Genomic DNA, 26061 nt, shown 5'->3' with positions numbered 1-26061 from the left:
ATTAAACTGTTGGTTTCGAATAAATCGTTGCTAAATAAGTATAAGTAAGAATCTAACTAAAGATGGTAAGGAGGATGTAGATGAGTTTTGTTCATTTGCAAGTTCAAAGTTCTTATAGCTTATTACAAAGCGCATGTAAAATAGATGAATTAATAAACGCTGCTGTAAAAGAAGGACATCCTGCGCTTGCAATTGCAGATGAAAATGTCATGTACGGTGTAATTCCTTTTTATCATGCGTGTCAAAAAGCAGGAATTAAACCTATTGTTGGGGTGAAGCTTTCGATTTTAATGGATGAACAGCAGTCTTATCCGTTGATTTTACTAGCTAAAGATTTGACTGGTTATCAAAATCTTTTAAAACTGACAAGTATTATCGGAACAAAATCACCACAAGGAATTCCTAAAAAATGGTTATCAGCATATAGTAGCGGAGTAATCGCAATTACCCCAGGTTTAGAAGGCGAAATTGAAAACTTACTTTTAAATGGTGATATTGAAAGAGCTACCTTGCATCTAAAAGAGTATCAAACAATTTTCAATCACTTTTACGTAAGTATTCAGGATCACGGATTACCTGAAAATCGAGCTCTGTACCCATTAATAAAGCAACTCCAAAAAGAGACAAATATAAAGCTAGTGATTACAAATGATGTTCGATATATTGAAAAAGATGATGCACTTATTCAAGATGCATTATTTTCTGTTAAAAACGGTACTAAGTTATCGGATGAATCAAGGCCAAGACTATATTCGAGTGAATATTATTATAAAACTAAAACTGAATTGTTAAGTTTGTTTGCGGATGAAGAGGAATCCTTTCAAAACACTTTACATATTGCAGATTTATGCGATTTAACAATTCCATTTCATCAACCTCTATTGCCTAAATATCCAGTCCCTGAGGAATATTCAACAGTTGAATATTTAAAAATTGTTTGTGAAAAAGGGCTAATTGAGCGTTACGGGGAAATGAATGATGAACTTAAGCATAGATTAGAATTTGAATTAAACACGATTAATAAGATGGGATTCAATGATTATTTCCTCATTGTGTGGGATTTTATTAAATATGCACATGAACAAGGAATTGCGGTTGGACCAGGACGTGGTTCTGCAGCTGGATCATTAGTAGCATACGTTTTAAAGATCACTAATGTCGATCCAATTCATTATAATTTACTTTTCGAACGATTTTTAAATGAAGAAAGAATTACGATGCCCGATATTGATATTGACTTCCCAGATCATCGACGTGATGAAATGATTGATTATGTAGCATCAAAATATGGTGAGGTTCATGTTGCACAAATTATTACGTTTGGAACTTTAGGTGCAAAAGCGGCAATTAGAGATATTGCAAGGGTAATGGGACTGGCGCCATCAGAGATTGACCGGTATTCTAAACTAATTCCTTCAACGTTAGGGATTTCATTAATAGATGTTTACGAACAATCAAAAGCATTTAATAGCCACGTAGAACATTCCGGTATTCATAAACGAATTTTCGAAGTAGCATGTCGTGTTGAAGGTCTTCCACGACATACAAGTATTCATGCAGCAGGTGTCATTATTTCTGAGCTTCCGTTAACAAATGTTGTCCCGCTACAAGAGGGGAATCACGGGGTGTTTTTAACTCAATATCCTGCTGAAATACTTGAAGAGCTAGGATTAGTAAAGATGGACTTCCTTGGACTTCGAAACTTAAGTTTATTAGAAGAGGTCTGTCGGTTAATTTACGAAACAAAGGGCGAATTAATTAAATTGGAAGAGATTCCGTTAGAGGATCAAAAAACATTTGAAATCCTAAGTAAAGGAGATACTTCAGGTGTTTTTCAGTTAGAATCATCAGGGATGAGAAGAGTATTACAGCAATTACAGCCAAATCAGTTTGAAGATATAGTTGCTGTTAACGCACTTTATCGTCCAGGTCCAATGGAACAAATTCCAAAATTTATACAATATAAGCATGGATTGGAGAAGGTGACATACCCTCATACAGTTTTAGAAAAAATATTAGAACCAACTTATGGAGTAATCGTTTATCAAGAGCAAATCATGCAAATTGCTTCTACTCTTTCAGGATTTACTTTAAGTGAAGCTGATTTACTTCGCAGAGCAGTTAGTAAAAAGAAGAAGGAAGTTTTAGATGAAGAAAGAATTCATTTTGTAGAAGGTGCAATTTCTAAAGGTTATGATGAGCAAGTTGCAAATGAAGTATACGATTTAATTGTTCAATTTGCTAATTATGGTTTTAACAGAAGTCACGCTGTAGCTTATAGTATGATTGCCTATCAATTAGCCTATTTAAAGGCGAATTTTCCACTTCAATTTTATGCTGCACTTTTATCAAGCTTTATAGGAAGTGAAGAAAAAGTTTCGAATTATATTGGAGAAGCGAAATTAAAAGGGATTCCTATTTACCCGCCTTCCATTAATAAAAGTCAGTATGCATTTGTCGTTGAAGGGAATGGGATTCGATTTAGTTTGTTGGCAATTAAAAATATTGGTATGGCTACTGTAAGAGAAATTCTACAGAAACGCCCGTATAAAGATTTTTTTGATGTATGTATTAAAATATCTCCAAAAGCATTAAACCGAAAGAGTATTGAAAATTTGATTTTTGCAGGATGCTTTGATGAGTTTAATCTTGATCGCGCAACTTTATTAGCTAATATCGATATTATTTTTGATTATGTGGATATCGTAAGACCTGAAAATGAAGATCAATTTGACTTATTTCTGGATGAAGATTTTGTTCCGAAACCTGAAATTATTAGAGTAGATCCAATGAAAATTTCAATCAAGCTTGAATTGGAAAAACAAGCATTAGGTACGTATTTAACAGGTCATCCAATTAGCCAATATGAGAAATTGCATATTGAAAGTGGGACTTCCACCATTTCGTCAATTTTGATGAAAAAAGATACGGAGCATTTATTGTTTGTCTATATTAAGGATTTACGGATTACAAAAACAAAAAAACAACAGCATATGGCTTTTTTACAAGTAGAAGATTTAAGTACTTCAATCGATGCAGTCGTGTTTCCAACTACCTTTGAAAAGTACCGCCACAAATTAAAAGAAAAAGAAGTAGTAGTCGTAAAAGCAAAAATCGATGAACGGGATGAAAGAAAGCAATTAATCATAAATGAAGTACTTACAATTGAAGAAATGGAAGAAAGAAATGAGCAGAAAGAGTATACTTTATTTATTAAAATAACGGGACATACTAATAAAAATATTTCTTACACAATACAACAAACAATCGCTAAATATAAAGGACATACGAAGGTAGTTCTTTATTACGATGAAGAAAAAAAGGCAGTTCAATTATCTGAGCAATATTATGTAAATCCTTCAGTAGGATGTCTTTCAGCGCTAAAAAATATTGTTGGAGACGGTAATGTTGTATTAAAGAAATAGACATTCTTCTTCAAAATCATTTATTATAAACATATGTATTTTCAAAAAAAAATTACATTGCTTTTTAAAGAGAAATAACTGAGAAGTATACAGTTGAAAAGTCAACTCGTCGACATTAGGGAGAGTGAATAGTTTGTCATTATTAAGTGAAGAAGCATTACATATGCATAGAGTACACCAAGGTAAATTAGAAACGGTTTCTAAGGTACCAGTTACGAATGCTAAAGAACTAAGTTTAGCGTACTCACCAGGTGTTGCCGAGCCATGTAAAGAAATTTACGAAGAAAAAAGCAGAGTGTATGAATACACGATGAAAGGTAATATGGTTGGTGTCGTTTCTGATGGTTCTGCCGTTCTTGGATTAGGCAATATCGGTCCAGAGGCTGCATTACCTGTTATGGAAGGGAAAGCTGCGCTATTTAAAAGCTTTGCTGGTGTTGATGCATTTCCAATCTGTTTAAATACGCAAGATGTAGAGCAAATCATTCAAACAGTTAAATTATTAGAGCCTACATTTGGTGGAATAAATTTAGAAGATATTGCAGCTCCAAACTGCTTTATTATAGAGGAACGCTTAAAGCGTGAAACAAATATTCCAATCTTCCATGATGATCAACATGGAACAGCAATCGTTACACTTGCAGGTTTAGTTAACGCTCTAAAAATAGTTAATAAAAATATGGCGGATATTAAAGTTGTTCTTAATGGAGCAGGTGCTGCAGGTATTGCTATCTTAAAATTATTGTACCGATTTGGTGTACGCCAAATTATCATGTGTGATACTAAAGGAGCGATTTACGAAGGTCGTCCAAGTGGTATGAATAGTGTTAAAAATGAAGTTGCAAAATATACTAATAAAGATAAAATTCAAGGTAGTCTTAAAGAGGCAATTGAAGGAGCGGACGTATTTATTGGTGTTTCTGTAAAAGGTGCGGTAACACAAGAGATGGTTCGTTCAATGAATGAAAACCCAATTATTTTTGCAATGGCTAACCCAGATCCAGAAATTATGCCTGAAGATGCAAAAGAAGCTGGAGCTTTAGTCATTGGTACTGGTCGAAGTGATTATCCTAACCAAGTAAATAATGTCCTTGCATTCCCAGGGATTTTCCGTGGAGCGTTGGATGTTCGTGCTACACATATTAATGAAGAAATGAAAATTGCTGCAGTACATGCAATTGCAAGCTTAGTAAGTGAATCTGAACTATCACCTGATTTTATTATCCCAGCTCCATTTGATGCACGCGTAGCGCCAAAAGTAGCTGCTAGTGTTGCAAAAGCTGCAATGGAAACAGGGGTTGCTCGTATGAATGTTGACCCAAAGGAAATTGAAGAAAAAACAAAAAAACTTGCTTTAATTAAATAACATTTATTACCAGATAACAATAATAAAGGGGATAGTATTACAGTACTAAAATTAAGTAATGTAGTACTATCCTTTTTTATCTGATATAATATTTAGTTGTGGTAAAAAAAGCGCAAAGTTTGTTGAAATTAAAGGGTTTTTAAAAAAATTGTATAATATATTTTTTGAAGACATTTTATAATTTTTAAGTTGAATAAATAATAGGAATGACGAAATTAAGCTGAATATTATCGACAAATGTTAACAAAAAGTGTATAACATTTATAGTATCCTATTAGTATTTAGTACTAAAAAAGTTAGGAGGAATTAGGTTGCAAATCAAAGACTTATTTTCCAAAAAGAAAAAATATGCATCTATACCTTCAGAAGTAATGAGACAAGATTTACCTGATGGTGTTATGACAAAATGTCCTAAATGTAAAAAAATAAGCATTACAAAAGAATTAATAAAAAACCTAAAAGTTTGTAATAGTTGTGGTTATCACCATCAAATGACAGCATATGAGCGAATTGAAAGCTTAATTGATGCTGACACATTTGAAGAATTTGATAAAAATATGATTTCTGCGAATCCTTTAAACTTTCCGGATTATATCGAAAAGCTTGAAGGGGATCGTAAAAAAACAGAGCTTAATGAGGCTATTGTTACAGGAAAAGGAAACATCGACGGAATTCCTGTTGTTATAGCAGTTATGGATGCAAGATTCCGTATGGGTAGCATGGGATCTGTTGTAGGAGAGAAAATAACTCGTGCGGTTGAACGCGCTTCTGCTGATGGATGTACGTTTATTATCTTTACTGCATCTGGTGGAGCTCGAATGCAAGAGGGTATCTTAAGCTTAATGCAAATGGCAAAAACAAGTGCGGCACTTAAAAAGCATAGCGAGTTAGGCTATTTAGCAATTTCAATAATGACAAATCCGACAACTGGTGGAGTATCTGCTAGCTTTGCATCATTAGGCGATTTTAACTTTGCTGAGCCTGGTGCGTTAATTGGGTTTGCTGGTAGACGCATTATCGAGCAAACAATTCGTGAAGAATTACCTGAGGATTTCCAAACAGCTGAATTCCTGTTAAATCATGGTCAGCTTGATGCAGTAATTTCACGTTTAGAATTACGATCAAAATTATTTACAATCCTTAATTTACATCAAGGGGGTGTCTTGCAATAGTGGTTATGTTAGAATTCGAAAAACCGATTCATGAACTTAAGACGAAAATAGACGAATTAAAAGTTTATACAAGTCAACATGATGTTGATTTTTCTGAGGAAATCAAACGTTTAGAAGAACGTTTAAAAACTTTAGAAAACGAAATTTATGGTAACATGGGTGTTTGGGATCGTGTACAAGTTGCTAGACATCCAGAACGACCAACTACATTAGATTATATAGATAGACTATTTAATGATTTCTTTGAGTGCCATGGGGATCGATTATTTGGTGATGATGCAGCAATCGTATCTGGTATTGCGTCATATCGCGGATTACCAGTTACTGTTATTGGACATCAACGTGGTAAAGATACAAAAGAGAATATTAAACGTAATTTTGGTATGCCCCATCCTGAAGGATACCGAAAAGCACTTCGTTTAATGAAGCAAGCAGAGAAATTTAATAGACCGATTATTGCATTTATTGATACAAAAGGTGCTTATCCAGGGAAAGCAGCCGAAGAGCGAGGGCAAAGCGAAGCAATTGCTCGAAATATTTTTGAAATGGCAGGTTTAAAAGTACCTACTATTTGTATTGTAATTGGTGAAGGCGGTAGTGGAGGTGCTCTAGCACTAGGTATCGGTAATAAATTACTGATGTTAGAAAACTCGACTTACTCTGTTATTTCACCTGAGGGTGCAGCAGCACTTCTATGGAAGGATGCTTCGCAAGCACGTAGAGCTGCAGAAACAATGAAAATTACAGCTCCAGACTTATTAGAATTAGGGGTAGTGGACCAAATTATTCCTGAGGTAAAAGGCGGAGCGCAAAATGATGTTGAACAACAGGCAAAATATATCGATAAGTATTTATATGAGACATTAAAGTCTTTACTAACTATGGATAAAGAAGAATTAGTTCAACAACGATATGAAAAACACGCAAAGTTAGGACAAATTTCTTTTTAACAATATTATTTAGTTTAACTTCTAGAGTGTGTGAAACAATATGTTAGCATGCTCTTTTTTGTATTTTTTTTAGAAATTAGTAAAAAATAGCAATATGTATAAAGGCTATCGTCATACTTTTTACAAGTGTTACATTCATTAAAAAAAGTTTATGAAAAAGTTCACATTATTTCTATTGTTTAAAAATGTATTACATGGTAACTTATTTAAATGAATAAAAGCATAAGGTAAAATCATTGAGGTGAATACATAATGAAAAGAATTGGCGTATTAACTAGTGGAGGAGACTCTCCAGGAATGAACGCTGCAGTTCGTGCAGTTGTAAGGAAAGCGATTTTCCATGGCTTAGAAGTGTATGGTGTATATCAAGGTTATTCTGGTCTTATTAATGGAAATATTGAAAAGCTTGAATTAGGTTCTGTAGGTGATATTATTCACCGTGGAGGGACTAAATTACTAAGTGCACGTTGTCCAGAGTTTAAAACAGTAGAGGGACAAATGAAAGGAATCGAACAGCTGAAAAAGTTTGGAATTGAAGGTTTAGTTGTTATCGGTGGCGATGGTTCATATCAAGGTGCAAAAAAACTGACTGAACATGGTTATCCTTGTGTTGGTGTTCCAGGTACGATTGATAATGATATTCCAGGCACTGATTTTACAATTGGTTTCGATACAGCTTTAAATACTGTTATTGATGCGATTGATAAAATTCGTGATACAGCAACATCACATGAACGTACATATGTAATTGAAGTAATGGGACGTAATGCAGGGGATATTGCTTTATGGGCAGGTTTAGCTGATGGAGCAGAAACGATTTTAATACCTGAATGTGATTATGATATGGATGATATTATCAGTAAATTAAACCGCGGTAGTGAGCGTGGTAAAAAACATAGTATCATTGTAGTTGCAGAAGGCGTTGGAAGTGCAATTGAGATTGGTAAAGTAATACAAGATCGAACTAACTTTGATACGCGTGTAACAGTTTTAGGACATGTTCAACGTGGTGGTTCACCAAGCGCTGCCGATCGAGTTCTAGCAAGTCGTTTAGGAGCAAAGGCCGTAGAACTTCTTATGGAAGGCAAAGGTGGCCGTTGTGTCGGTATCCAAAATAATAAGTTAGTTGATCATGATATTATCGAAGCATTATCTAAAAAGCATGAGCTTGATCAAGATATGTATCAATTATCTCAAGAGCTTTCAATTTAATTAGATTTGATTGAGCAATCGATTTCATAAAATAGTTTTGAGAGTTTTATATAAATTTGGAGGGTAAAAAATGCGTAAAACAAAAATAGTTTGTACGATTGGTCCTGCTAGTGAATCGGTAGAAAAATTAGTAGAGTTAATTAATGCCGGGATGAACGTAGCACGTTTAAATTTCTCACATGGTTCTCATGAAGAGCATGCAGCAAGAATTACAAGTATTCGCGAAGCTTCAGAGAAAACTGGAAGAACTGTAGCGATTCTTTTAGATACAAAAGGTCCTGAAATTCGTACTTTAGATTTTGAGGGTGGCCAAGCTGAATTAAAAACTGGAAATGAAGTAATCATTACGACTGACCCAGTAGTAGGTACAGCAGAAAAATTTGCAGTATCTTATGAAGGATTAATTGACGACGTACGTATTGGATCAAGAATTTTAATCGATGATGGCTTAATAGGATTAGAAGTAGTCGGTATTGAAGGAAAAGATATTCGTACAAAAATTTTAAATAGCGGTTTAGTAAAAAATAAAAAAGGTGTAAACGTACCAAATGTACGTGTTAACCTACCAGGTATTACGGAAAAAGATATTAGTGATATTGAATTCGGTATTGAGCAAAAAGTTGATTTTATTGCAGCATCATTTGTACGAAAAGCTTCTGATGTACTTGAAATTCGTGAGCTTTTAGGAAAACATAACGCTGATTATATTCAAATTATCCCAAAAATTGAAAACCAAGAAGGTATTGATAATATCGATGAAATTCTTGATGTATCTGATGGCTTAATGGTTGCACGTGGTGATATGGGCGTAGAGATTCCACCAGAAGAAGTACCGATCGTTCAAAAGCTATTAATTAAAAAATGTAATAATTTAGGCAAACCAGTTATTACTGCTACTCAAATGTTAGATTCAATGCAACGTAATCCACGTCCTACACGTGCGGAAGCAAGTGACGTAGCGAATGCAATTCTTGATGGAACTGATGCAATTATGTTATCAGGTGAAACTGCTGCAGGTACGTACCCAGTTGAGTCAGTTTCAATGATGAACTCTATTGCACTTCGAATTGAAAAAAGCTTGCAATACGAAGAATTATTTAAAAAGCGTCAAAGAGAAAATAAAGGAACAATCACAGATGCAATTGGCCAATCTGTTGCTGCAACGGCATTAAACTTAAAAGTTGCTGCAATTATTGCTCCAACAGAGAGCGGACATACTGCGAAAATGATTTCGAAATATCGTCCAAAGGCTCCAATCTTAGCAATTACTTCTGATATTCGTATTTGCCGTCGCTTAACTTTAGTTTGGGGTGTTCAAACTGAATATAGAGAAAGAGCAAATTCTACTGACGAAATGTTACAACATGCAATGGAAGCAGCTCAAGACGCTAAATTCGTTTCGAACGGTGACACTGTCATCATTACTGCTGGATTACCAGTTGGTGAAACAGGAATGACAAATATGATGAAAATTCATGTAGTGGGAGCTGTAATTGCTCAAGGTCAAGGAATTGGGCGTAAAACTGCTGCAGGAAAAGTTGTTATCGCAAAATCAGGTGAAGAAGCTGTTTCTAAAGTTACACCAGGAAGTATCCTTGTAACAAATAGCACAGATAAAGACATGATGCCAGCAATTGAAAGAGCGGCAGCGATCATTACTGAAGAAGGCGGATTAACTAGTCATGCTGCAGTAGTTGGTGTAAGCTTAGGAATTCCAGTAATTGTTGGTGTTGATAATGCAACAAACATCTTAGTAAACGGTCAAGCTGTTACAGTAGATGCTTCAAGAGGAATTGTTAGTACAGGACATAAGAGCATATTTTAATATATAATAAAGAGAAGGACGAAGTTACCTTCTCTTTATTTTTTGATTTTGTTTAAAAAAGCGTGTAGTTTTAACATAATTTAGTTAAACGGTTTATTTATATTCTTAGTAAGAGGTGAACTATCATGAAGAAATTGGTTGGATGGCTATTGTTAATCCCAATTATAGATTTATTCTTTTTAACAATACTTGGGAGATTTATTGGTTCCTTAACAGTATTCCTATGGTTGATCGGTACATTTTTAATTGGTATTTATATCATGCGAAGCGTTTGGGTTACAGTGAAACAACAAGCCGAGGAACAGCTTCGGGCAGGCAAAATGCCAGATTTACTCATGATAGAAGGATTATCCTTTTTTCTCATCGGTCTCTTATTTTTCATTCCGGGACCAATTACGGATTTATTGGCATTAATATTGTTAATTAAACCAATTAGAATTATATTGGTTCAACGACTTCTTTATTTTGTAATGAAGAAGTTTAAAGGTAATGTTGTTTGGACGGGATTTATAAAAAAATAGTTACTTTAATTAAATACAAAATGAATTAAAAAACCGAGAAATTGCTTTCTCGGTTTTTTTTGCAAAAAATTTCAGAGTGAATTTTGTTTATTCTTTTAAATGTGAACCTTTTACATATTTCCAAAGCTCATGGAAGACTTTTGCACGATATAACGTTGATAGTACTACTAGTGTAACAGGTCCGGCAATTAAACCTAGAAAACCAAAAAATTTAAAACCAACGAATAACGAGATTAAAGTAGGAAGTGGATCTAGGCCTATATTTGAAGATAGAACTTTTGGCTCAGCAAGTTGACGTTGAACGATTACAACACCATATAAAATTGCGAGACCAATCGTTAATTTATAGTCGCTAGAAAGGAAAGTATATAAAATCCATGGTACAAAAATTAAGCCTGTTCCTAAGTATGGTAGTAAGTCAATGAAGCCAATTAAAATAGCTATAGTGATTGCGAAAGGGATTCTAAGGATTAATAAACCGATTAAGACTAGCACTGTTGTCATAGATATAAGAGTGATATGTGCTTTGATGAAACCAAACAAAGCTTTTCGTAGGTCAATAAAGATTGTTTTGCTGTAGTGTTGGATGCGATTTGGAGTATATTTTGCGAATAAATTTTTAATTTTGTACCAATCTTTACTAATAAAGAATGTAGCTAAGAAAGAAACGAAAATTACTGTAGCTGTGTTTGGGAGTAGTGCGATTACTAATTTAATCCCGGAAATAATCCCATTTAATCCATCTTTCCCTAGGTTAATTGCAGAATCACCAATCGATTGAATATTAGTTCGAATTGTCTGTTGCTGTCCAGCACCGAGCTGGCTATATTTGCTCATAATTAAGTCGTATAAAGGAATAACTTTATCTGAGACAATATTTTCAGCAAAATATATTAATCGTTCAAAGCTATCTGGAACAACTTGAATTAAATACGTTGACCCTGAAATAATTTCAGTAATTAATAGTGTAAACAATCCTGCAACTACTGCTAAAAGTAAAATAATTGATAAAAATGCAGCTATTCCTCTTGGAATACGTGCTTTTTCGTTTAATAAATTAACTAGTGGATTTAAAATATATGCGACGATGATTGCGATAATAAAAGGATATGTAAGTTTAGATATGAATAAAGCAACGTAAAGGCCTAAAATAATGCATGCGATCACAAATAAAAAACGAATGATTTGAAAAACTAAAGTTCTACTCAAATTTTTACCTCCTTCCAATGTAAAATAGTCCTCTAGTTTATTTTATCAAGAATTATTTTTTTATAATAGTAAATTTTGGTAGTATTTATTAATAAAATATTCATTAAGGGGATACTAACAAATGAGTGAATCAACAATTTTTCTTTTGGTTTTATTATTAATTGGTGTGATTGCTAAAAATAACTCTTTAATTATTTCAATTATAGTATTGTTAGTACTAAAATATACTCCTTTAGGGGCACGAGTATTTCCTTATATGCAATCAAAAGGTATTAATTTAGGAGTAACGATTATTACGATTGCTGTTTTAGTGCCGATTGCAACTGGTGAAATCGGTTTTAAACAATTGATCGAAGCATTAAAAACTCCTGTTGCATGGATTGCCTTGCTTTCTGGTATCGCTGTCGCATTACTTGCAAAAGGAGGAGTTCATTTACTAGCAACTAGTCCACAAATAACAGCTGCGCTAGTGCTAGGTACTGTATTGTCTGTAGCCGTGTTTAAAGGGGTTGCAGTAGGCCCGTTAATAGGCGCTGGAATCGCATATCTATTCATTTGGATTGTAGAATTAGTTAAGTAATTGCATAATAATTATATTTTAGTAAATTGTTTTCATTCACAAAAGTCAGATTATTGTTTATAATAAATGATAGTAGGGTTCCTTTCTATGTATACTCGGTATTATAAAAGAGTTATACCAGTATATATATGTTAATAAATACTAGGGGAAATTTTTGCGTAAAGGAGAGAGGGCAATATGACAGTTAAAAGTGGTTTAGAGGGTGTTGTAGCAGCTACGACTTCTATAAGTTCTATTATTGATGATACATTAACGTATGTAGGTATTGGGATTGATGAATTAGCAGAATATGCGAGTTTTGAAGAAGTAGTATATTTATTATGGCAACGCAAATTACCAAATAAGGATCAACTTAAAGAACTATCTTCACAATTAGCAGAAAATGCTGAATTACCAGAAGAAGTTATTACTTACTTAAAATCAACTAATTTAAAAGATGTACATCCTATGACGGTCCTTCGCACAGTTATTTCAATGCTTGCAATGTATGATAAAAATGCGGAATCAATGGACTCTGATTCAAATTATTTAAAAGCAATCCAGCTTCAAGCTAAAATTTCAACTTTTGTGGCAGCGTTTTCTCGAATTCGTCAGGGGCTTGAGCCAGTTGCTCCTAATAAAGATTTATCATTCTCAGCTAACTTCTTATACATGCTGACAGGTGATAAACCGAATGCAATTGCAGAAGAAGCAATTAATAAGGCTTTAGTACTACATGCTGACCATGAATTAAATGCTTCAACTTTTACTGCACGCGTTTGCGTAGCTACATTATCTGATATTTACTCAGGAATTACAGCTGCAATCGGTGCTTTAAAAGGTCCGTTACATGGTGGCGCAAATGAAAGCGTTATGAAAATGTTAGCTGAAATCGGTGAGGTTGAAAATGTTGAAACATTCATTCAAGAGAAGATGGATGCTAAAGCTAAAATTATGGGATTCGGACATCGCGTATACCGTGGTGGGGACCCACGTGCGAAACATTTAAAAGAAATGTCTCGTCAATTAGGTGCAATTACTGGAGAATTAAAATGGTACACAATGTCTGAAAAAATTGAAGAGATTGTTACAACTCAAAAAAATATTCCGCCAAATGTTGATTTCTACTCTGCATCTGTATATCACAGCTTAGGAATTGAACATGATTTATTTACACCAATCTTTGCTATTAGCCGTATGTCTGGTTGGACTGCGCACATTTTAGAGCAATACGAAAATAATCGTATTATTCGTCCACGCGCAGATTATACAGGACCAGAGAAAAACTCTTACATTCCAATTGAAGAGCGTGCATAAGTAAGAGATTGAATACTTAAAATAGTATTTAATATCCGAATAATAGTGGTATAGTAAAGAGAGGAAGAGCCATCTTCCTCTCAAAAGCATGTATTTAAATGTATTTAATTATTTATACAAGGGGGAGCATGTAATGCAAGCTGAAAAAATTACTTTATTAGACGGCAAATTAAACGTGCCAAACAATCCAATCATTCCTTTTATTGAAGGCGACGGAACAGGTCCAGATATTTGGGCAGCATCTTCACGTGTATTAGATGCAGCTGTAGAAAAAGCATATAATGGTACTCGTAAAATTGAATGGAAAGAAGTTCTTGCTGGAGAAAAAGCATTCAACGCAACTGGTGAGTGGTTACCTCAAGAAACTTTAAATGTAATTGAAGAATACATGATCGCAATCAAAGGACCTTTAACAACACCAGTTGGTGGCGGAATTCGTTCTTTAAACGTAGCATTACGTCAAGAATTAGATCTATTCGTATGCTTACGTCCAGTACGTTACTTTGAAGGTGTACCTTCACCAGTTAAACGTCCAGAAGATACAGATATGGTAATCTTCCGTGAAAACACTGAAGATATCTATGCTGGTATCGAGTATGAAAAAGGTTCTGAAGCAGTACAAAAAGTATTAGAATTCTTACAAAAAGAAATGGGTGTTAATAAAATCCGCTTCCCAGAAACATCTGGTATCGGTATTAAACCAATTTCTGAAGAAGGTACAAAACGTCTTGTGCGCGCTGCTATTAATTATGCAATCCAAGAAAACCGTAAATCATTAACTTTAGTTCATAAAGGTAACATCATGAAATTCACTGAAGGTGCATTTAAGAACTGGGGATATGAAGTTGCTGAACAAGAGTTCGGTGATAAAGTATTTACTTGGTCAGAATACGATCGCATTGTAGAAACAAGCGGTAAAGATGCTGCTGATAAAGCAATGGATGATGCTGAAAAAGCTGGCAAAATCTTAGTAAAAGACAGCATTGCTGATATCTTCTTACAACAAATCTTAACTAGACCACGTGAGTTTGATGTAGTAGCTACAATGAACTTAAATGGTGACTATATTTCTGATGCACTTGCTGCTCAAGTTGGTGGAATTGGTATCGCTCCTGGAGCAAATATCAACTACGAAACTGGACATGCTATTTTTGAAGCTACTCATGGTACAGCACCTAAATATGCTGGATTAGATAAAGTTAACCCATCTTCAGTTGTTCTTTCTGGAGTATTAATGCTTGAGCATATGGGCTGGAATGAAGCAGCTTCTATGATTTTAACTTCAATGGAAAAAACAATTGCTTCAAAAGTTGTTACTTATGACTTTGCTCGTCTAATGGACGGGGCTACTGAAGTAAAATGTTCTGAATTTGCAAGCGAATTAATTTCTAATATGGAATCAGTTCTTGTATAATTAAATTGTGTTTGTAAACAAAAGGGAGGTATTTGTATGTCAATTCGTAGACGTAAAATTTCCGTAGTAGGTGCTGGATTTACTGGTGCTACAACAGCTTTCTTGCTTGCACAAAAGGAATTAGGGGATGTTGTTATAGTTGATATTCCGCAACTAGAGAACCCTACAAAAGGTAAAGCCTTAGATATGCTTGAAGCAAGTCCTGTCCAAGGATTTGATGCGAACATTATTGGTACTAGTGATTATGCTGACACTGCTGATTCAGATGTAGTAGTCATCACAGCAGGAATTGCCCGTAAACCGGGTATGAGTCGTGATGATCTAGTATCAACTAACTCAAACATCATGAAAGCAGTTACTCGTGAAATCGTAAAATACTCTCCTAACTGTACAATCGTAGTTTTAACGAACCCGGTTGACGCAATGACTTATACAGTATACAAAGAAGCAGGATTTCCAAAACACCGTGTCATCGGACAATCTGGAGTACTTGATACAGCTCGTTTTAGAACGTTTGTTGCTCAAGAACTAAACTTATCTGTTAAAGATATAACTGGATTTGTTTTAGGTGGTCACGGAGATGATATGGTACCATTAGTGCGTTATTCATATGCAGGTGGTATCCCATTAGAAAAACTAATTCCAAAAGATCGTTTAGATGCTATTGTTGAGCGTACTCGTAAGGGTGGCGGAGAAATCGTTAATCTACTAGGTAACGGCAGTGCGTATTATGCACCAGCTGCTTCTTTAGTAGAAATGGTTGAAGCTATTCTTAAAGATCAACGTCGTGTGTTACCTACAATCGCGTACTTAGAAGGCGAATACGGTTACAGCGGAATATACTTAGGAGTACCTACAATTATTGGCGGTAACGGTATTGAACAAATTATTGAATTAGATTTAACTGCTGATGAAAAAACAGCATTAGATCGTTCAGTTGTAGCTGTTAAAAACGTTATGAATGTATTAGCTTAAATAAAAAAGTTTGAAGAAGGGGCCGCCTAGATGTCAATTACTGACACCTAGGCGGCCCCTATTTTAATTAGAGAAATTTTGGGCTAAGTCCTTCTTGGAGCAAAGTAGGGGTATTTTAGTGGTGTTTTGCAATTAGTGCTGATTTTGTGATCCCCATTTTCGGAAATTTAGTTTAATTCTTCACTTTTTTTAGTCGGTCGAGCAAGAAATAGAGTAAATTTGGTTTTTGTTCAATTAATTTTGATCATTTTCAGGAAGAATACCCTAACCGGTATAGGTAATATCTTATCTGAAAAAGGATATTAGCTAATTTAATTGCAGTTTTGCTGATTTTAATTACAGATTCTCCATTCTTAATTGCACTTTGACATTTAATTGCAGTTTCCGGATTTTTATTAGCAAGTTTCACGATCTTATTTGCATCGACTTATAGTTCGACTACTCTTCTTTTTAATTTAGCCTATAAATGTAAAATGAGGATGCCCATAAAAGTTAACTCTTAGGACATCCTCATTTAAAATCTCCTAAGTCGGTTCAATGTTAAAATGACTACTCTTTTGCTAGTTTAATATTCGCCTTTAATAACAAAATATGAGCCACGAATAGTTCCTGCTAGCTTAGACTTCTGTCTAGCGAACTTAAATTTCTCTACTAATTCCAATGGTACTTCCATACCATCAGATAGCTTAAAGCCAACTGCTCGCTTCTTAGGATCATCAACCGTATACATAACATTTATCGAAAGACCATCTTCATAAAATACGTAAGTAAATTTAATATTTTCTACTTGAAAACTCGACGTTTCTAATGGTTTGGCTGCAAATTCAATATCTCGCTCTTCTTTCAAAATACGATTTGCATAATCAAGAGCATCTTGACTTTCGCTTGCTGGTACTACTGTAAATACATGTTTATATTTGTTCATAAAGTAGCGTGCTTCATTTGCACGTAAACCTGCAAGAGCTTCAGCAACAGGTGAAGACTCTAAACCGACTGTAGACACATTTTTAAAATCAACGATATAAGACATTCCCAACTCTCCTTTTCTCTTCCTTGGCTAAATTTCAGTTAATATCTAAATAATTCGGTATGGTATTTCAAGATATAAGTATGTACAAGTTAACTCTTCAGCAAACCCTAGATTCTTTAATACATGGGATGAAGGGATTGGATTGAATTATGACCTTTTAGACTTTCTCAATAATTTATCTTTTTCCGACAGAAGACTCCTTCCTCCAGGAACGTGAAGGACAAAGTCCAGTGAGTAGGTGGAAGATGAGTGTCGGTTGGCTTTAGCCTAAATATTTTGTAAAATATAGAATATAACAAGAAAAAAACGAGGTGAGAACAATGATGATAAACAAAGCCTATAAGTTTCGGATCTATCCTAATAAGGAACAAGAAACTTTAATTGCGAAGACTATTGGCTGTTGTCGATTTGTTTTTAACCGTTTCTTAGAAAAATGGAACGATGCATACAAGGAAACTGGTCAAGGATTAACTTACAATACTTGTTCTGCCGAGCTGACTCAACTAAAAAAAGAACTAGTCTGGCTGAAAGAAGTGGACAGCATATCCTTGCAGTCCTCTCTCAAAAATCTTGCTGACGCGTTTAGTCGTTTTTTCAACAAGCAAAATCATGCTCCATGTTTCAAGTCCAAAAAGAACAATGTACAATCCTATACAACCAAGCATACAAATGAAAATATTGCCATTGTGGGTAACAAGATAAAATTGCCCAAACTTGATCTTGTTCGCTTTGCCAAAAGTCGTGAAGTGGATGGACGGATTCTTAATGCTACCGTTAGACGAAACCCAAGTGGTAAATACTTTGTATCCATTCTTGCTGAAGTAGAAGTACAACCCCTAGAGAAAACTGAATCATCTATTGGTATAGACTTAGGCATCACTGATTTTGCCATTTTTTCTGATGGTCGCAAGATTGATAATAATAAATTTACTTCCAAAATGGGAAAGAAACTAAAACGTGAACAACGAAAACTTTCAAGACGTACGTTAATGGCTAAAAAAAATGGGTTTAACCTTCTTGATGCAAAAAACTATCAGAAACAAAAACGAAAAATTGCTAGATTACACGAAAGAGTAATGAATCAACGTGACGATTTTCTTAACAAGTTGAGTACAGAAATTATCAAAAACCACGATATTATCTGTATCGAAAACCTGAATACGAAAGGAATGTTACGTAATCATAAATTAGCCAGATCAATCTCTGATGTATCATGGTCTGCTTTTGTAACGAAATTAGAATACAAAGCTACATGGTACGGTAAAACAATCATAAAAGTAAGTAAATGGTTTCCATCCAGTCAAATTTGTTCCGATTGTGGGCACCAAAGTGGCAAGAAACCTCTTGAGATCAGAAGTTGGACATGTCCTATTTGTCATGAACATCACGATAGAGACATAAATGCCAGTAAAAACATTCTAGCTGAAGGCTTACGAACATTAGCTCTGGCATAAACAATCTTAGAACCGTAGGAATCTACGGGGGTAGCTTGGTAAATAAGAGAAACCTCTGCTGGAAAAAATACACTAGCAAGTATGCTCTGTTCCCAAGAATCTCCCACTTCAAACAACCTGTAGGGGTGTTAAGTGGTGAGTAGTTCAATGATTAGAATAAAAACTGCGATTAATATAATCAAGATAAATCATGGAAAAATGATATTATTCAAAGTTGCCTCTTCCTTTCGTAAGCTCTTATTATATTTTCGATATGATTGTTTCAATTTCCTTTGGTTTATTTTGAATAAGCAAAATGGAGGGGGAGAAATTAAATGTGGAGCAAAGAATTTTATCTACTATATAGGGAGAAAATACAAATAGATTAAATTGACAATTTTTATTATTTTTTTTGATAAAAAATTTGCCGATTAAGAAGGAATTTTGCTGTTGTTTATCGAATTTTTAAAATATTAAGATAAACAGGGGGTTTAATATGTTAACTAAAAAAGCAAAGATCGGACGAAAACTTGAAGACATTTCAATTGGAGAAAAATTAATTGTAACAGAACATATTGAAGAAAAACATATTTACTTATACCTGGCATTAACAGGCGATACAAATCCTTTATATACTCAATATAACTATGCTTCACAAACAAAATATAATAAACCAATCGTACCAAGCTTTATTATTAGCGGATTAGTTTCTGCAGCAGTTACAAAGCACTTACCTGGACCGGGAAGTCACGTTGTAAAAAAAGAACTTCAATTTGATCAACATATATACCACAATGAAACAATCTCAATTCATTTTGAAGTAGTTGATATTAATATAGAAAAAAATGAAGTGGAAATTAATGTAAGCGTTTTAAACAAGACGCAAACTGAAATTGCAACTGGAAAACTTACCGTTATTCCACCTACAGTAAATCAATCAAATGCACTACTATATGAAAACTTTTAAAAAGAATGTCAAAAGACATTCTTTTTTTATGAAGGTAGCTTTATTACCACTACAGCCTTATGAGTTAAAAAAATTCAAAATTCCACTCATTTATTAACTCATGGCCCCCTTATGAGTTAAAAAAATTCAAAATCCCACTCATTTATTAACTCATGACCCTCTTATGAGTTAAAAAAATTCAAAATTCCATTCAATTATTAACTCATGACCCCCTTATGAGTTAAAAAAGCTCAAAATCCCACTCACTTATTAACTCATGACCCCTTTATGAGTTAAAAAAGCTCATATTCCTACTCATTTATTAACTCATGAATCCTCTATGATTATGCTAACATCGTCTCCATGCTCATTAGCTTACTTATTAGTATCTAATTTTAATATCCGCAGTTTTTACTACTAAGCATTAAACAGCCCGACCTGCTTTTAAAGTTTTACGTCTGAATAAATTTCTAGTATGATTAAAAATAGATAAATAAAAATAAAATAAGATACAAAATGGATGAGGGTTTAACATTAACCTGGAGGAATATAAAAAAATGAACAATAAAATTCTTGTAGTAGACGATGAAGAGCATATCTTAACCTTAATCAAATTCAACTTAGAACAAGCAGGATTTCAAGTCGTTACGGCAACTGATGGTGATGCAGGTTTACAAAAAGCGATTGAAGAGAAGCCAGAATTAATTGTTCTAGATTTAATGCTACCAAAAAAAGATGGCATGGAAGTATGTAAAGAATTACGATTACAAAGAAATACGACTCCTATTTTAATGGTAACCGCAAAAGATGATGAATTCGATAAAGTTTTAGGACTTGAGCTTGGTGCAGATGATTATATGACTAAACCATTTAGCCCAAGAGAAGTTGTAGCACGCGTAAAAGCTATTTTAAGAAGAAGTAAAATTACTGAAACACCAGTACAGTCTAATGATGATACTGATACGCTTATAATTGGGGATTTAAAAATTTTACCTGAGTACTATGAAGCATATTTCCAAGGTGAAAAACTGGAGTTAACGCCTAAAGAATTCGAGTTATTATTATATTTAACAAAAAATAAAGGTAGAGTATTAACTCGAGATCAATTATTAAGCGCAGTTTGGAATTATGATTTTGCAGGTGATACTAGAATTGTCGACGTTCATATTAGTCATTTAAGAGAAAAAATAGAACTAGACTCTAAAAAACCAGTTTATATTAAAACGATTCGTGGATTAGGTTATAAATTAGAGGAACCTAGACTGAATGAGTAAACTAAATCGAAAATTGCTCTATGGATTTTCCGCAATTATTATTGTGATCCTTGCGATATTAGGAATCATATTAGGGCAGATATTTAAATCGTTTTATTTAACAAACTTTGATCAAAGGATTGCGCGCGAAACAAACTTAATTGCTTCGATAATGGAGTCAAATACACCTTTAACTAGTAATATTTCTGATCAAATGTTAAAGAAAATATCAAAGGACTTAAATATAGATGTTTTGTTATTTGATGACAAGCACAATCTCATTGCTAAATCTAGCAATGCAGACTTAACTATTGCATCAAAAAGTTTAAATTCTTATTTAGATCAACTTGATCAAGTAAAGAAAGCCGCTAAATTTAGCGAAAAAGAATCTGGCGCTAAGTTTTATGGAAAGAGAATTACAGATCAAAATGGGAATAAGGAATTTTTAATAGTTGATTATTCAACTAAGTCAATCAAAGAAGTATATAGTAGTATTTGGGTGCTGCTATTTTCTTTATTAGGTTTTGTGTTATTTGCAATTATTATCTTATTAATACGATATTCACATCAATTTTCAAAACCGATTGAGGATATCACCCAAGTTGCCATTGAATTATCTAAAGGTAATTATAAAGCTAGAACATTGACTGAAAGCAATGAATCAACAACTGTTCTAAGTCAGGCAATGAATGTCCTAGCAAAGAATCTTCAGGAAATGACAATGCAACAAGAAATGCAGCAAGATCGATTAAACACACTAATCCATAATATTGGTAGTGGTGTCGTTTTAATTAATAGTAGAGGCCATGTTAATTTAATTAATAAAACGTATCGAGAGACATTTAAAGTGGACTCGAGAAGTATTTTAGGTGAACTTTATTATGATGCATTTAAACATAAAGAAGTAATTGAAATCGTAGAAGAAATCTTCTTAAAAGAAATAAAAGTTAGGAAGCAAATTATTCTGCCGTTATCAATTGAAAGAAAACATTTTGAAATTTATGGTGCGCCAATTATTGGGATTAATCATGAATGGAAAGGTATTGTTCTTGTTTTTCATGATATAAGTGAATTAAAGAAACTAGAGCAAGTTCGTAAAGATTTCTTTGCAAATGTTTCTCATGAACTGAAAACACCGATTACGTCTATTAAAGGTTTTACTGAAACTCTTCTAGATGGTGCAATGGAAAGTGAGGAGTTATGTAAAAACTTCTTATCGATTATATTAACGGAAAGTGACCGTATGCAAACACTGATCCAAGATTTATTAGACTTATCTAAAATAGAGCAGCAAAATTTTAAATTAGACCTTGCAGAAGTCTCGGTAAAACAAGTCATTGAAGATGTCCACCAAATGATGAATCAAAAGGCATTAGAGAAAAATATAGAATTCAAATTATATTTGAATAGTCCATTAGTGGTGAATGCTGATGCGTTAAGGTTAAAACAAGTATTTATCAATTTAGTGGATAATGCGATTCATTATACACCAACTGGTGGCAAAGTATTTGTTACTGCTGTTGAGGCGGATGATCATATTGTAATAAAAGTAAATGACACAGGGGTAGGAATAGGGAAAGAAGATATTTCTCGTATTTTCGAACGTTTTTACCGAGTAGATAAAGCAAGAAGCAGAAACTCAGGTGGAACTGGTTTAGGGCTAGCTATTGTGAAGCATCTCGTTGAAGCTCATAAAGGTAAAGTAGAAGTAGAAAGTAAACTAGGTCATGGGACATCATTTATTGTAACGTTAAATAAAAATACTTCAATTTGATAATTTACACATATTTTACAGTAGATTTAATAATCGTTAATAAAAAATTGTTATAGTAATGATGAAAACCCCTTCATCCAAGGTGTTGTCTTCAAACCGGAAGTATTGATACTTCCGGGATTTTTTATTTGAAAAGAAAAATCAAAATAAGTGTAATTGCAAATACCCTCAATATTCTTCTAATGGCTAGTCAGTCAGCGGATTTTCTTTGGTAGTTCAGTTTTATATTTTTATCAACCTGTCCATACTAGAGGATACCTTTTTTTATTGCATATTCAGAAAGTATAAATTGGATCGTACTCGATGTGGTAGCCAATTTTAAGAATAAAGTATCAGTACAACTAAGCCTCTACCTTCGCAAAAAAAGGCTTGTCAGTCGACAAAGTTTCTTTATTAGATTATGTTACTTTTATAATTTTTGGGGAAATTATGGGTAGTAGAATCATACATCGGAGGTTGATTATTGATGTACGAATATGAATTTGTAAAAGTAAACACTAAGTCTTCAAATCGTCATTATTATGATGTAGTTGGAAATTATGCTAAAAGTGGTTGGCGTCTTCATCAAGTTGTCGATAGCCAACAAGCGATTGAAGGAGCTAGTGTTGAATTGATTTTTGAAAGAGAAATACTCGATTTCGAATAAATACAGAGGTAGTCTTTTGATTCATTCTAAAAGTCATATATTATTCAACTTTCATCTGAGTGAATAAATACTTTTAAATGGTAAATCAAAGACGACCTCTTTTTCTTTTATGAGTAGTTCATGTTAAAATAGTAGGGCAGGGCTTTGGGAAGGAAATAAATTCCAAGCTCAATTTAAAATAAGTTATTTGTTTTCGTTTTTAGATTAAAGATTTCATGAAAAAGAATTTACATAAAAAGTTGAATTTTTATTAAGAGCTGGATAAGGGAATTGAGGCAAGGTTGGTATTAATAACATATCAAAAGCTGGGATGATTACCCTGAAGTTAAGAAAGGGGATTTATTTTTGAAGAATAAGTTGGTTTTGATTGATGGGAATAGTATTGCCTATAGGGCTTTTTTTGCATTGCCTTTATTGAGTAATGATAAGGGTGTTCATACGAATGCGATTTATGGTTTTACAATGATGCTGTTGAAAATTCTTGAGGACGAAAAACCGAGTCATATGCTTGTTGCATTTGATGCTGGGAAAACTACATTTAGACATAGCACATTTAAAGAGTATAAAGGTGGAAGACAGAAGACTCCACCAGAGTTAAGTGAACAGTTTCCACTTGTTCGTCAACTATTAGATACTTATGGAATTGCGCGTTATGAATTAGATAATTACGAAGCGGATGATATTATTGGAACACTTGCAGGACAAGCGTCAAAAGATGAATATGAAGTAAAAGTCATCTCTGGAGATCGAGATTTATTACAGTTAGTTGATGACCGTATTACAGTAAGTATGACTAAAAAGGGAATTACTGAGGTAGAGGAATATAATCCGGCAGCTATACTTGAAAAGTATGAGATTTCACCTGAGCAAATTATTGATATGAAAGGTTTAATGGGTGATAAATCAGATAATATACCTGGTGTTCCGGGGATTGGTGAAAAGACTGCAATTAAGCTCTTAAAACAGTTTCAAACTGTAGAGGGCCTTTATGATCATTTAGATGAAGTAAGTGGGGCTAAGCTTCTTCAAAATTTAAGTGAAAATAAAGAACAAGCTCTAATGAGCAAACAATTAGCAACAATCGATACAAACTCGCCAATCGAACTGACTGTAAATGATACTATGCTTCCTGAAGCAGATGTGAATAAGGTAGCAGAATTTTTTAAATCTCTCGGTTTTACTTCTTTATTAGCTAAATTGGATCTAACGGAATCAGTCGAAGAACTAGAAGAGATAAAGTTTGATGAACTTGATTCAATCGAAGAGAAACACTTAGCAAATCATTCAAGCTTAATCGTGGAAATGATTGGTGAAAATTATCACTCGGAAGAAATTCAAGGCTTTGGACTTTCAAATGAAAAGGGCCATTTCTTCATTCCAACATCTGTTGGATTAGAATCAGATTTGTTTAAAAAGTGGCTTGAGGATGAGCGTGTTAAAAAGAATGTATATGACGCGAAAGGTGCATATGTTGCACTGAAGTGGAGAGGAATTGATTTAAAAGGAGTTAATTTCGATCCGTTACTTGCTTCATATATATATGATCCAGCACAGTCTAATAAAGAATTTGCTGATCTCGTAAATGGTAAAATTGATTTTTCAATTCAAACTGCAGAGTCAATTTACGGTAAAGGGGCAAAACAAGCGCAGCCATCTCAAGAAGTTTTAGCAGAGTATATCGTTCGCAAATCGATTGCTATTAGTAAGTTAGAAGAAACACTTGAAGAGTCATTACGACAAAATAGTCAATATGAACTATTAACTGAGTTAGAATTACCATTAACGTTTATTTTAGGTGATATGGAATTTGAAGGAGTAACAGTTAGAGAAGAGACTCTTCGTACGATGGGTTCAGAGCTAGCTAATACATTAAAAGTACTTGAAGAAAATATTTATGAGCTAGCTGGTGAGAAATTCAATATTAATTCGCCTAAACAATTAGGTGTTATCTTATTTGAGAAATTAAATTTGCCGTCTGGTAAAAAAACAAAAACAGGTTATTCGACTTCTGCTGATGTCCTTGAAAAATTAGAATCAGAGCATGAAATTATTCGATTAATTCTTCATTATCGACAAGTTGGAAAATTGAATTCCACATACGTCGAGGGATTATTAAAAGTAATCAATCAGACAGATTCAAAGGTTCATACTCGCTTTAATCAAGTATTGGCACAAACAGGTCGTTTAAGCTCAATTGATCCTAACCTTCAAAACATCCCGATTCGATTAGAAGAAGGTAGAAAAATTAGGAAAGCTTTTGTAGCTTCAAAAAAAGATTGGGTTATTTTTGCAGCCGATTATTCACAAATTGAGTTAAGAGTATTGGCTCATATAGCGCAAGATGATAATTTAATGGAAGCATTTAAAAACGATTTTGATGTTCATACAAAAACTGCAATGGATGTTTTCCATGTTAATGCAGATGAAGTGACAAGTAATATGAGAAGACAAGCAAAAGCTGTTAACTTCGGGATTGTGTACGGAATTAGTGATTATGGTTTATCACAAAGCTTAGGTATTACAAGAAAAGAAGCAGCTATATTTATTGAAAAATACTTTGCTAGTTTTCCAAAAGTAAAAGATTATATGTCAGATATCGTTCAAAAAGCTAAGTTAGATGGATTTGTAAGTACAATCTTAAATAGACGTCGTTACATTCCTGAAATTACAAGCTCTAATTTTAATATTCGTGGATTTGCTGAAAGAACAGCGATGAATACGCCTATTCAAGGGAGTGCTGCGGATATTATTAAAAAGGCAATGATTTTACTAGATGAACGACTTAAAGCAGAAAAGCTTCAAGCAAAATTAATTTTACAAGTACACGATGAATTAATTTTAGAAGCACCTCAAGAAGAATTAGCAACTTTAGAAAAATTAGTTCCAGAAGTAATGGAGCATGCAGTCGAATTATTAGTACCGCTAAAGGTTGACTATAATTCTGGAGAATCTTGGTTTGAAGCTAAATAATATCGAGCGTGTTTACGATCTAGACTAGAAAATGCAGGGATAGAAAAGTAAGTGCAATTCTTGT

19 protein-coding genes are annotated in these 26061 nt (G+C 33.8%); 17 read left to right on the top strand and 2 right to left on the bottom strand.

Features of this window, described 5'->3' with window-relative positions:
- The first annotated feature begins 80 nt into the window (after positions 1–80).
- The 7 genes from dnaE to CN692_RS11110 all read left to right on the top strand — a co-directional run bounded on the left by dnaE (position 81) and on the right by CN692_RS11110 (position 10471).
- The gene (gene dnaE, locus CN692_RS11140; RefSeq protein ID WP_098119232.1) at positions 81–3425 is read left to right on the top strand and encodes a DNA polymerase III subunit alpha; all 3345 of its coding nucleotides are present in this window, start codon (positions 81–83) and stop codon (positions 3423–3425) included.
- Between the two features lie 163 nt (positions 3426–3588).
- Positions 3589–4791 (top strand): NAD(P)-dependent malic enzyme, encoded by a 1203-nt coding sequence (locus CN692_RS11135; protein ID WP_179865489.1) that lies wholly within the window; start codon positions 3589–3591, stop codon positions 4789–4791.
- A 371-nt stretch (positions 4792–5162) separates the two neighbouring features.
- Positions 5163–5963, top strand: coding sequence for an acetyl-CoA carboxylase, carboxyltransferase subunit beta (accD, locus tag CN692_RS11130; protein ID WP_098119277.1), 801 nt, complete (start codon positions 5163–5165; stop codon positions 5961–5963).
- Positions 5963–6913 (top strand): acetyl-CoA carboxylase carboxyl transferase subunit alpha, encoded by a 951-nt coding sequence (gene accA, locus CN692_RS11125; RefSeq protein ID WP_216854007.1) that lies wholly within the window; start codon positions 5963–5965, stop codon positions 6911–6913. Before accD ends, accA begins: the two co-directional genes overlap by 1 nt.
- 252 nt (positions 6914–7165) lie before the next feature.
- Complete coding sequence (gene pfkA, locus CN692_RS11120; RefSeq protein WP_098119229.1) at positions 7166–8125, top strand: 6-phosphofructokinase; 960 nt, start codon at positions 7166–7168, stop codon at positions 8123–8125.
- Positions 8126–8195: 70 nt separating this feature from the next.
- A complete protein-coding gene (gene pyk, locus CN692_RS11115) occupies positions 8196–9950 on the top strand; it encodes a pyruvate kinase (RefSeq protein WP_098119228.1) in 1755 nt (584 codons plus the stop codon).
- A 125-nt stretch (positions 9951–10075) separates the two neighbouring features.
- Positions 10076–10471, top strand: coding sequence for an FxsA family protein (locus CN692_RS11110; protein WP_098119227.1), 396 nt, complete (start codon positions 10076–10078; stop codon positions 10469–10471).
- Positions 10472–10558: 87 nt separating this feature from the next.
- Here the strand turns inward: CN692_RS11110 and ytvI are convergent, their stop codons facing one another.
- Complete coding sequence (gene ytvI / locus CN692_RS11105) at positions 10559–11680, bottom strand: sporulation integral membrane protein YtvI (RefSeq protein WP_098119226.1); 1122 nt, start codon at positions 11678–11680, stop codon at positions 10559–10561.
- 121 nt (positions 11681–11801) lie between these two features.
- Here ytvI and CN692_RS11100 point away from each other — a divergent pair, with 121 nt between their 5' ends.
- The 4 genes from CN692_RS11100 to mdh all read left to right on the top strand — a co-directional run bounded on the left by CN692_RS11100 (position 11802) and on the right by mdh (position 15945).
- On the top strand, positions 11802–12260 hold the full coding sequence (locus tag CN692_RS11100; protein WP_098119225.1) for a DUF441 domain-containing protein: 459 nt from the start codon (positions 11802–11804) through the stop codon (positions 12258–12260).
- A 177-nt stretch (positions 12261–12437) separates the two neighbouring features.
- Positions 12438–13556, top strand: coding sequence for a citrate synthase (gene citZ / locus CN692_RS11095; protein WP_098119224.1), 1119 nt, complete (start codon positions 12438–12440; stop codon positions 13554–13556).
- A 133-nt stretch (positions 13557–13689) separates the two neighbouring features.
- Complete coding sequence (icd, locus tag CN692_RS11090) at positions 13690–14970, top strand: NADP-dependent isocitrate dehydrogenase (RefSeq protein ID WP_098119223.1); 1281 nt, start codon at positions 13690–13692, stop codon at positions 14968–14970.
- A 36-nt stretch (positions 14971–15006) separates the two neighbouring features.
- Positions 15007–15945 carry a malate dehydrogenase gene (gene mdh, locus CN692_RS11085; protein WP_056472247.1) on the top strand — a complete coding sequence of 313 codons (939 nt, stop codon included), beginning with the start codon at positions 15007–15009 and terminating at the stop codon, positions 15943–15945.
- A gap of 565 nt (positions 15946–16510) precedes the next feature.
- Here mdh and CN692_RS11080 read toward each other — a convergent pair.
- Entirely contained in the window at positions 16511–16975 is a 465-nt protein-coding gene (locus CN692_RS11080) for a phage tail protein (protein ID WP_098119222.1), read from the bottom strand.
- Between the two features lie 320 nt (positions 16976–17295).
- On the opposite strand from CN692_RS11080, the gene tnpB reads away from it, so the two are divergent.
- The 6 genes from tnpB to polA all read left to right on the top strand — a co-directional run bounded on the left by tnpB (position 17296) and on the right by polA (position 25997).
- On the top strand, positions 17296–18429 hold the full coding sequence (gene tnpB / locus CN692_RS11075) for an IS200/IS605 family element RNA-guided endonuclease TnpB (protein WP_098119221.1): 1134 nt from the start codon (positions 17296–17298) through the stop codon (positions 18427–18429).
- A 475-nt stretch (positions 18430–18904) separates the two neighbouring features.
- Positions 18905–19375, top strand: a complete 471-nt coding sequence (locus CN692_RS11065; RefSeq protein WP_098119219.1) for a MaoC/PaaZ C-terminal domain-containing protein — start codon at positions 18905–18907, stop codon at positions 19373–19375.
- 536 nt (positions 19376–19911) lie between these two features.
- Complete coding sequence (locus CN692_RS11060) at positions 19912–20628, top strand: response regulator transcription factor (RefSeq protein WP_098119218.1); 717 nt, start codon at positions 19912–19914, stop codon at positions 20626–20628.
- Entirely contained in the window at positions 20621–22381 is a 1761-nt protein-coding gene (gene pnpS / locus CN692_RS11055) for a two-component system histidine kinase PnpS (protein WP_098119217.1), read from the top strand. The genes CN692_RS11060 and pnpS overlap by 8 nt, the downstream gene beginning before the upstream one ends.
- Positions 22382–22847: 466 nt before the next feature.
- A complete protein-coding gene (locus tag CN692_RS11050; protein ID WP_098119216.1) occupies positions 22848–23027 on the top strand; it encodes a DUF4177 domain-containing protein in 180 nt (59 codons plus the stop codon).
- A 345-nt stretch (positions 23028–23372) separates the two neighbouring features.
- On the top strand, positions 23373–25997 hold the full coding sequence (gene polA / locus CN692_RS11045; RefSeq protein WP_098119215.1) for a DNA polymerase I: 2625 nt from the start codon (positions 23373–23375) through the stop codon (positions 25995–25997).
- Positions 25998–26061 lie beyond the last annotated feature (64 nt).

Source organism: Bacillus sp. AFS002410, assembly GCF_002556365.1.
Classification (GTDB): Bacteria; Bacillota; Bacilli; order Bacillales; family Bacillaceae_G; genus Gottfriedia.
This window is presented reverse-complemented; position numbering and strand designations above follow the sequence as displayed.

Coding starts and splice junctions, on each gene's coding strand:
- citZ (WP_098119224.1), top strand. CDS start 12,438: ATGACAGTTAAAAGTGGTTTAGAGGGTGTTGTAGCAGCTACGACTTCT.
- dnaE (WP_098119232.1), top strand. CDS start 81: ATGAGTTTTGTTCATTTGCAAGTTCAAAGTTCTTATAGCTTATTACAA.
- pnpS (WP_098119217.1), top strand. CDS start 20,621: ATGAGTAAACTAAATCGAAAATTGCTCTATGGATTTTCCGCAATTATT.
- CN692_RS11110 (WP_098119227.1), top strand. CDS start 10,076: ATGAAGAAATTGGTTGGATGGCTATTGTTAATCCCAATTATAGATTTA.
- CN692_RS11065 (WP_098119219.1), top strand. CDS start 18,905: ATGTTAACTAAAAAAGCAAAGATCGGACGAAAACTTGAAGACATTTCA.
- pfkA (WP_098119229.1), top strand. CDS start 7,166: ATGAAAAGAATTGGCGTATTAACTAGTGGAGGAGACTCTCCAGGAATG.
- CN692_RS11060 (WP_098119218.1), top strand. CDS start 19,912: ATGAACAATAAAATTCTTGTAGTAGACGATGAAGAGCATATCTTAACC.
- CN692_RS11080 (WP_098119222.1), bottom strand. CDS start 16,975: ATGTCTTATATCGTTGATTTTAAAAATGTGTCTACAGTCGGTTTAGAG.
- pyk (WP_098119228.1), top strand. CDS start 8,196: ATGCGTAAAACAAAAATAGTTTGTACGATTGGTCCTGCTAGTGAATCG.
- CN692_RS11100 (WP_098119225.1), top strand. CDS start 11,802: ATGAGTGAATCAACAATTTTTCTTTTGGTTTTATTATTAATTGGTGTG.
- accD (WP_098119277.1), top strand. CDS start 5,163: ATGAGACAAGATTTACCTGATGGTGTTATGACAAAATGTCCTAAATGT.
- mdh (WP_056472247.1), top strand. CDS start 15,007: ATGTCAATTCGTAGACGTAAAATTTCCGTAGTAGGTGCTGGATTTACT.
- tnpB (WP_098119221.1), top strand. CDS start 17,296: ATGATGATAAACAAAGCCTATAAGTTTCGGATCTATCCTAATAAGGAA.
- CN692_RS11135 (WP_179865489.1), top strand. CDS start 3,589: ATGCATAGAGTACACCAAGGTAAATTAGAAACGGTTTCTAAGGTACCA.
- CN692_RS11050 (WP_098119216.1), top strand. CDS start 22,848: ATGTACGAATATGAATTTGTAAAAGTAAACACTAAGTCTTCAAATCGT.
- icd (WP_098119223.1), top strand. CDS start 13,690: ATGCAAGCTGAAAAAATTACTTTATTAGACGGCAAATTAAACGTGCCA.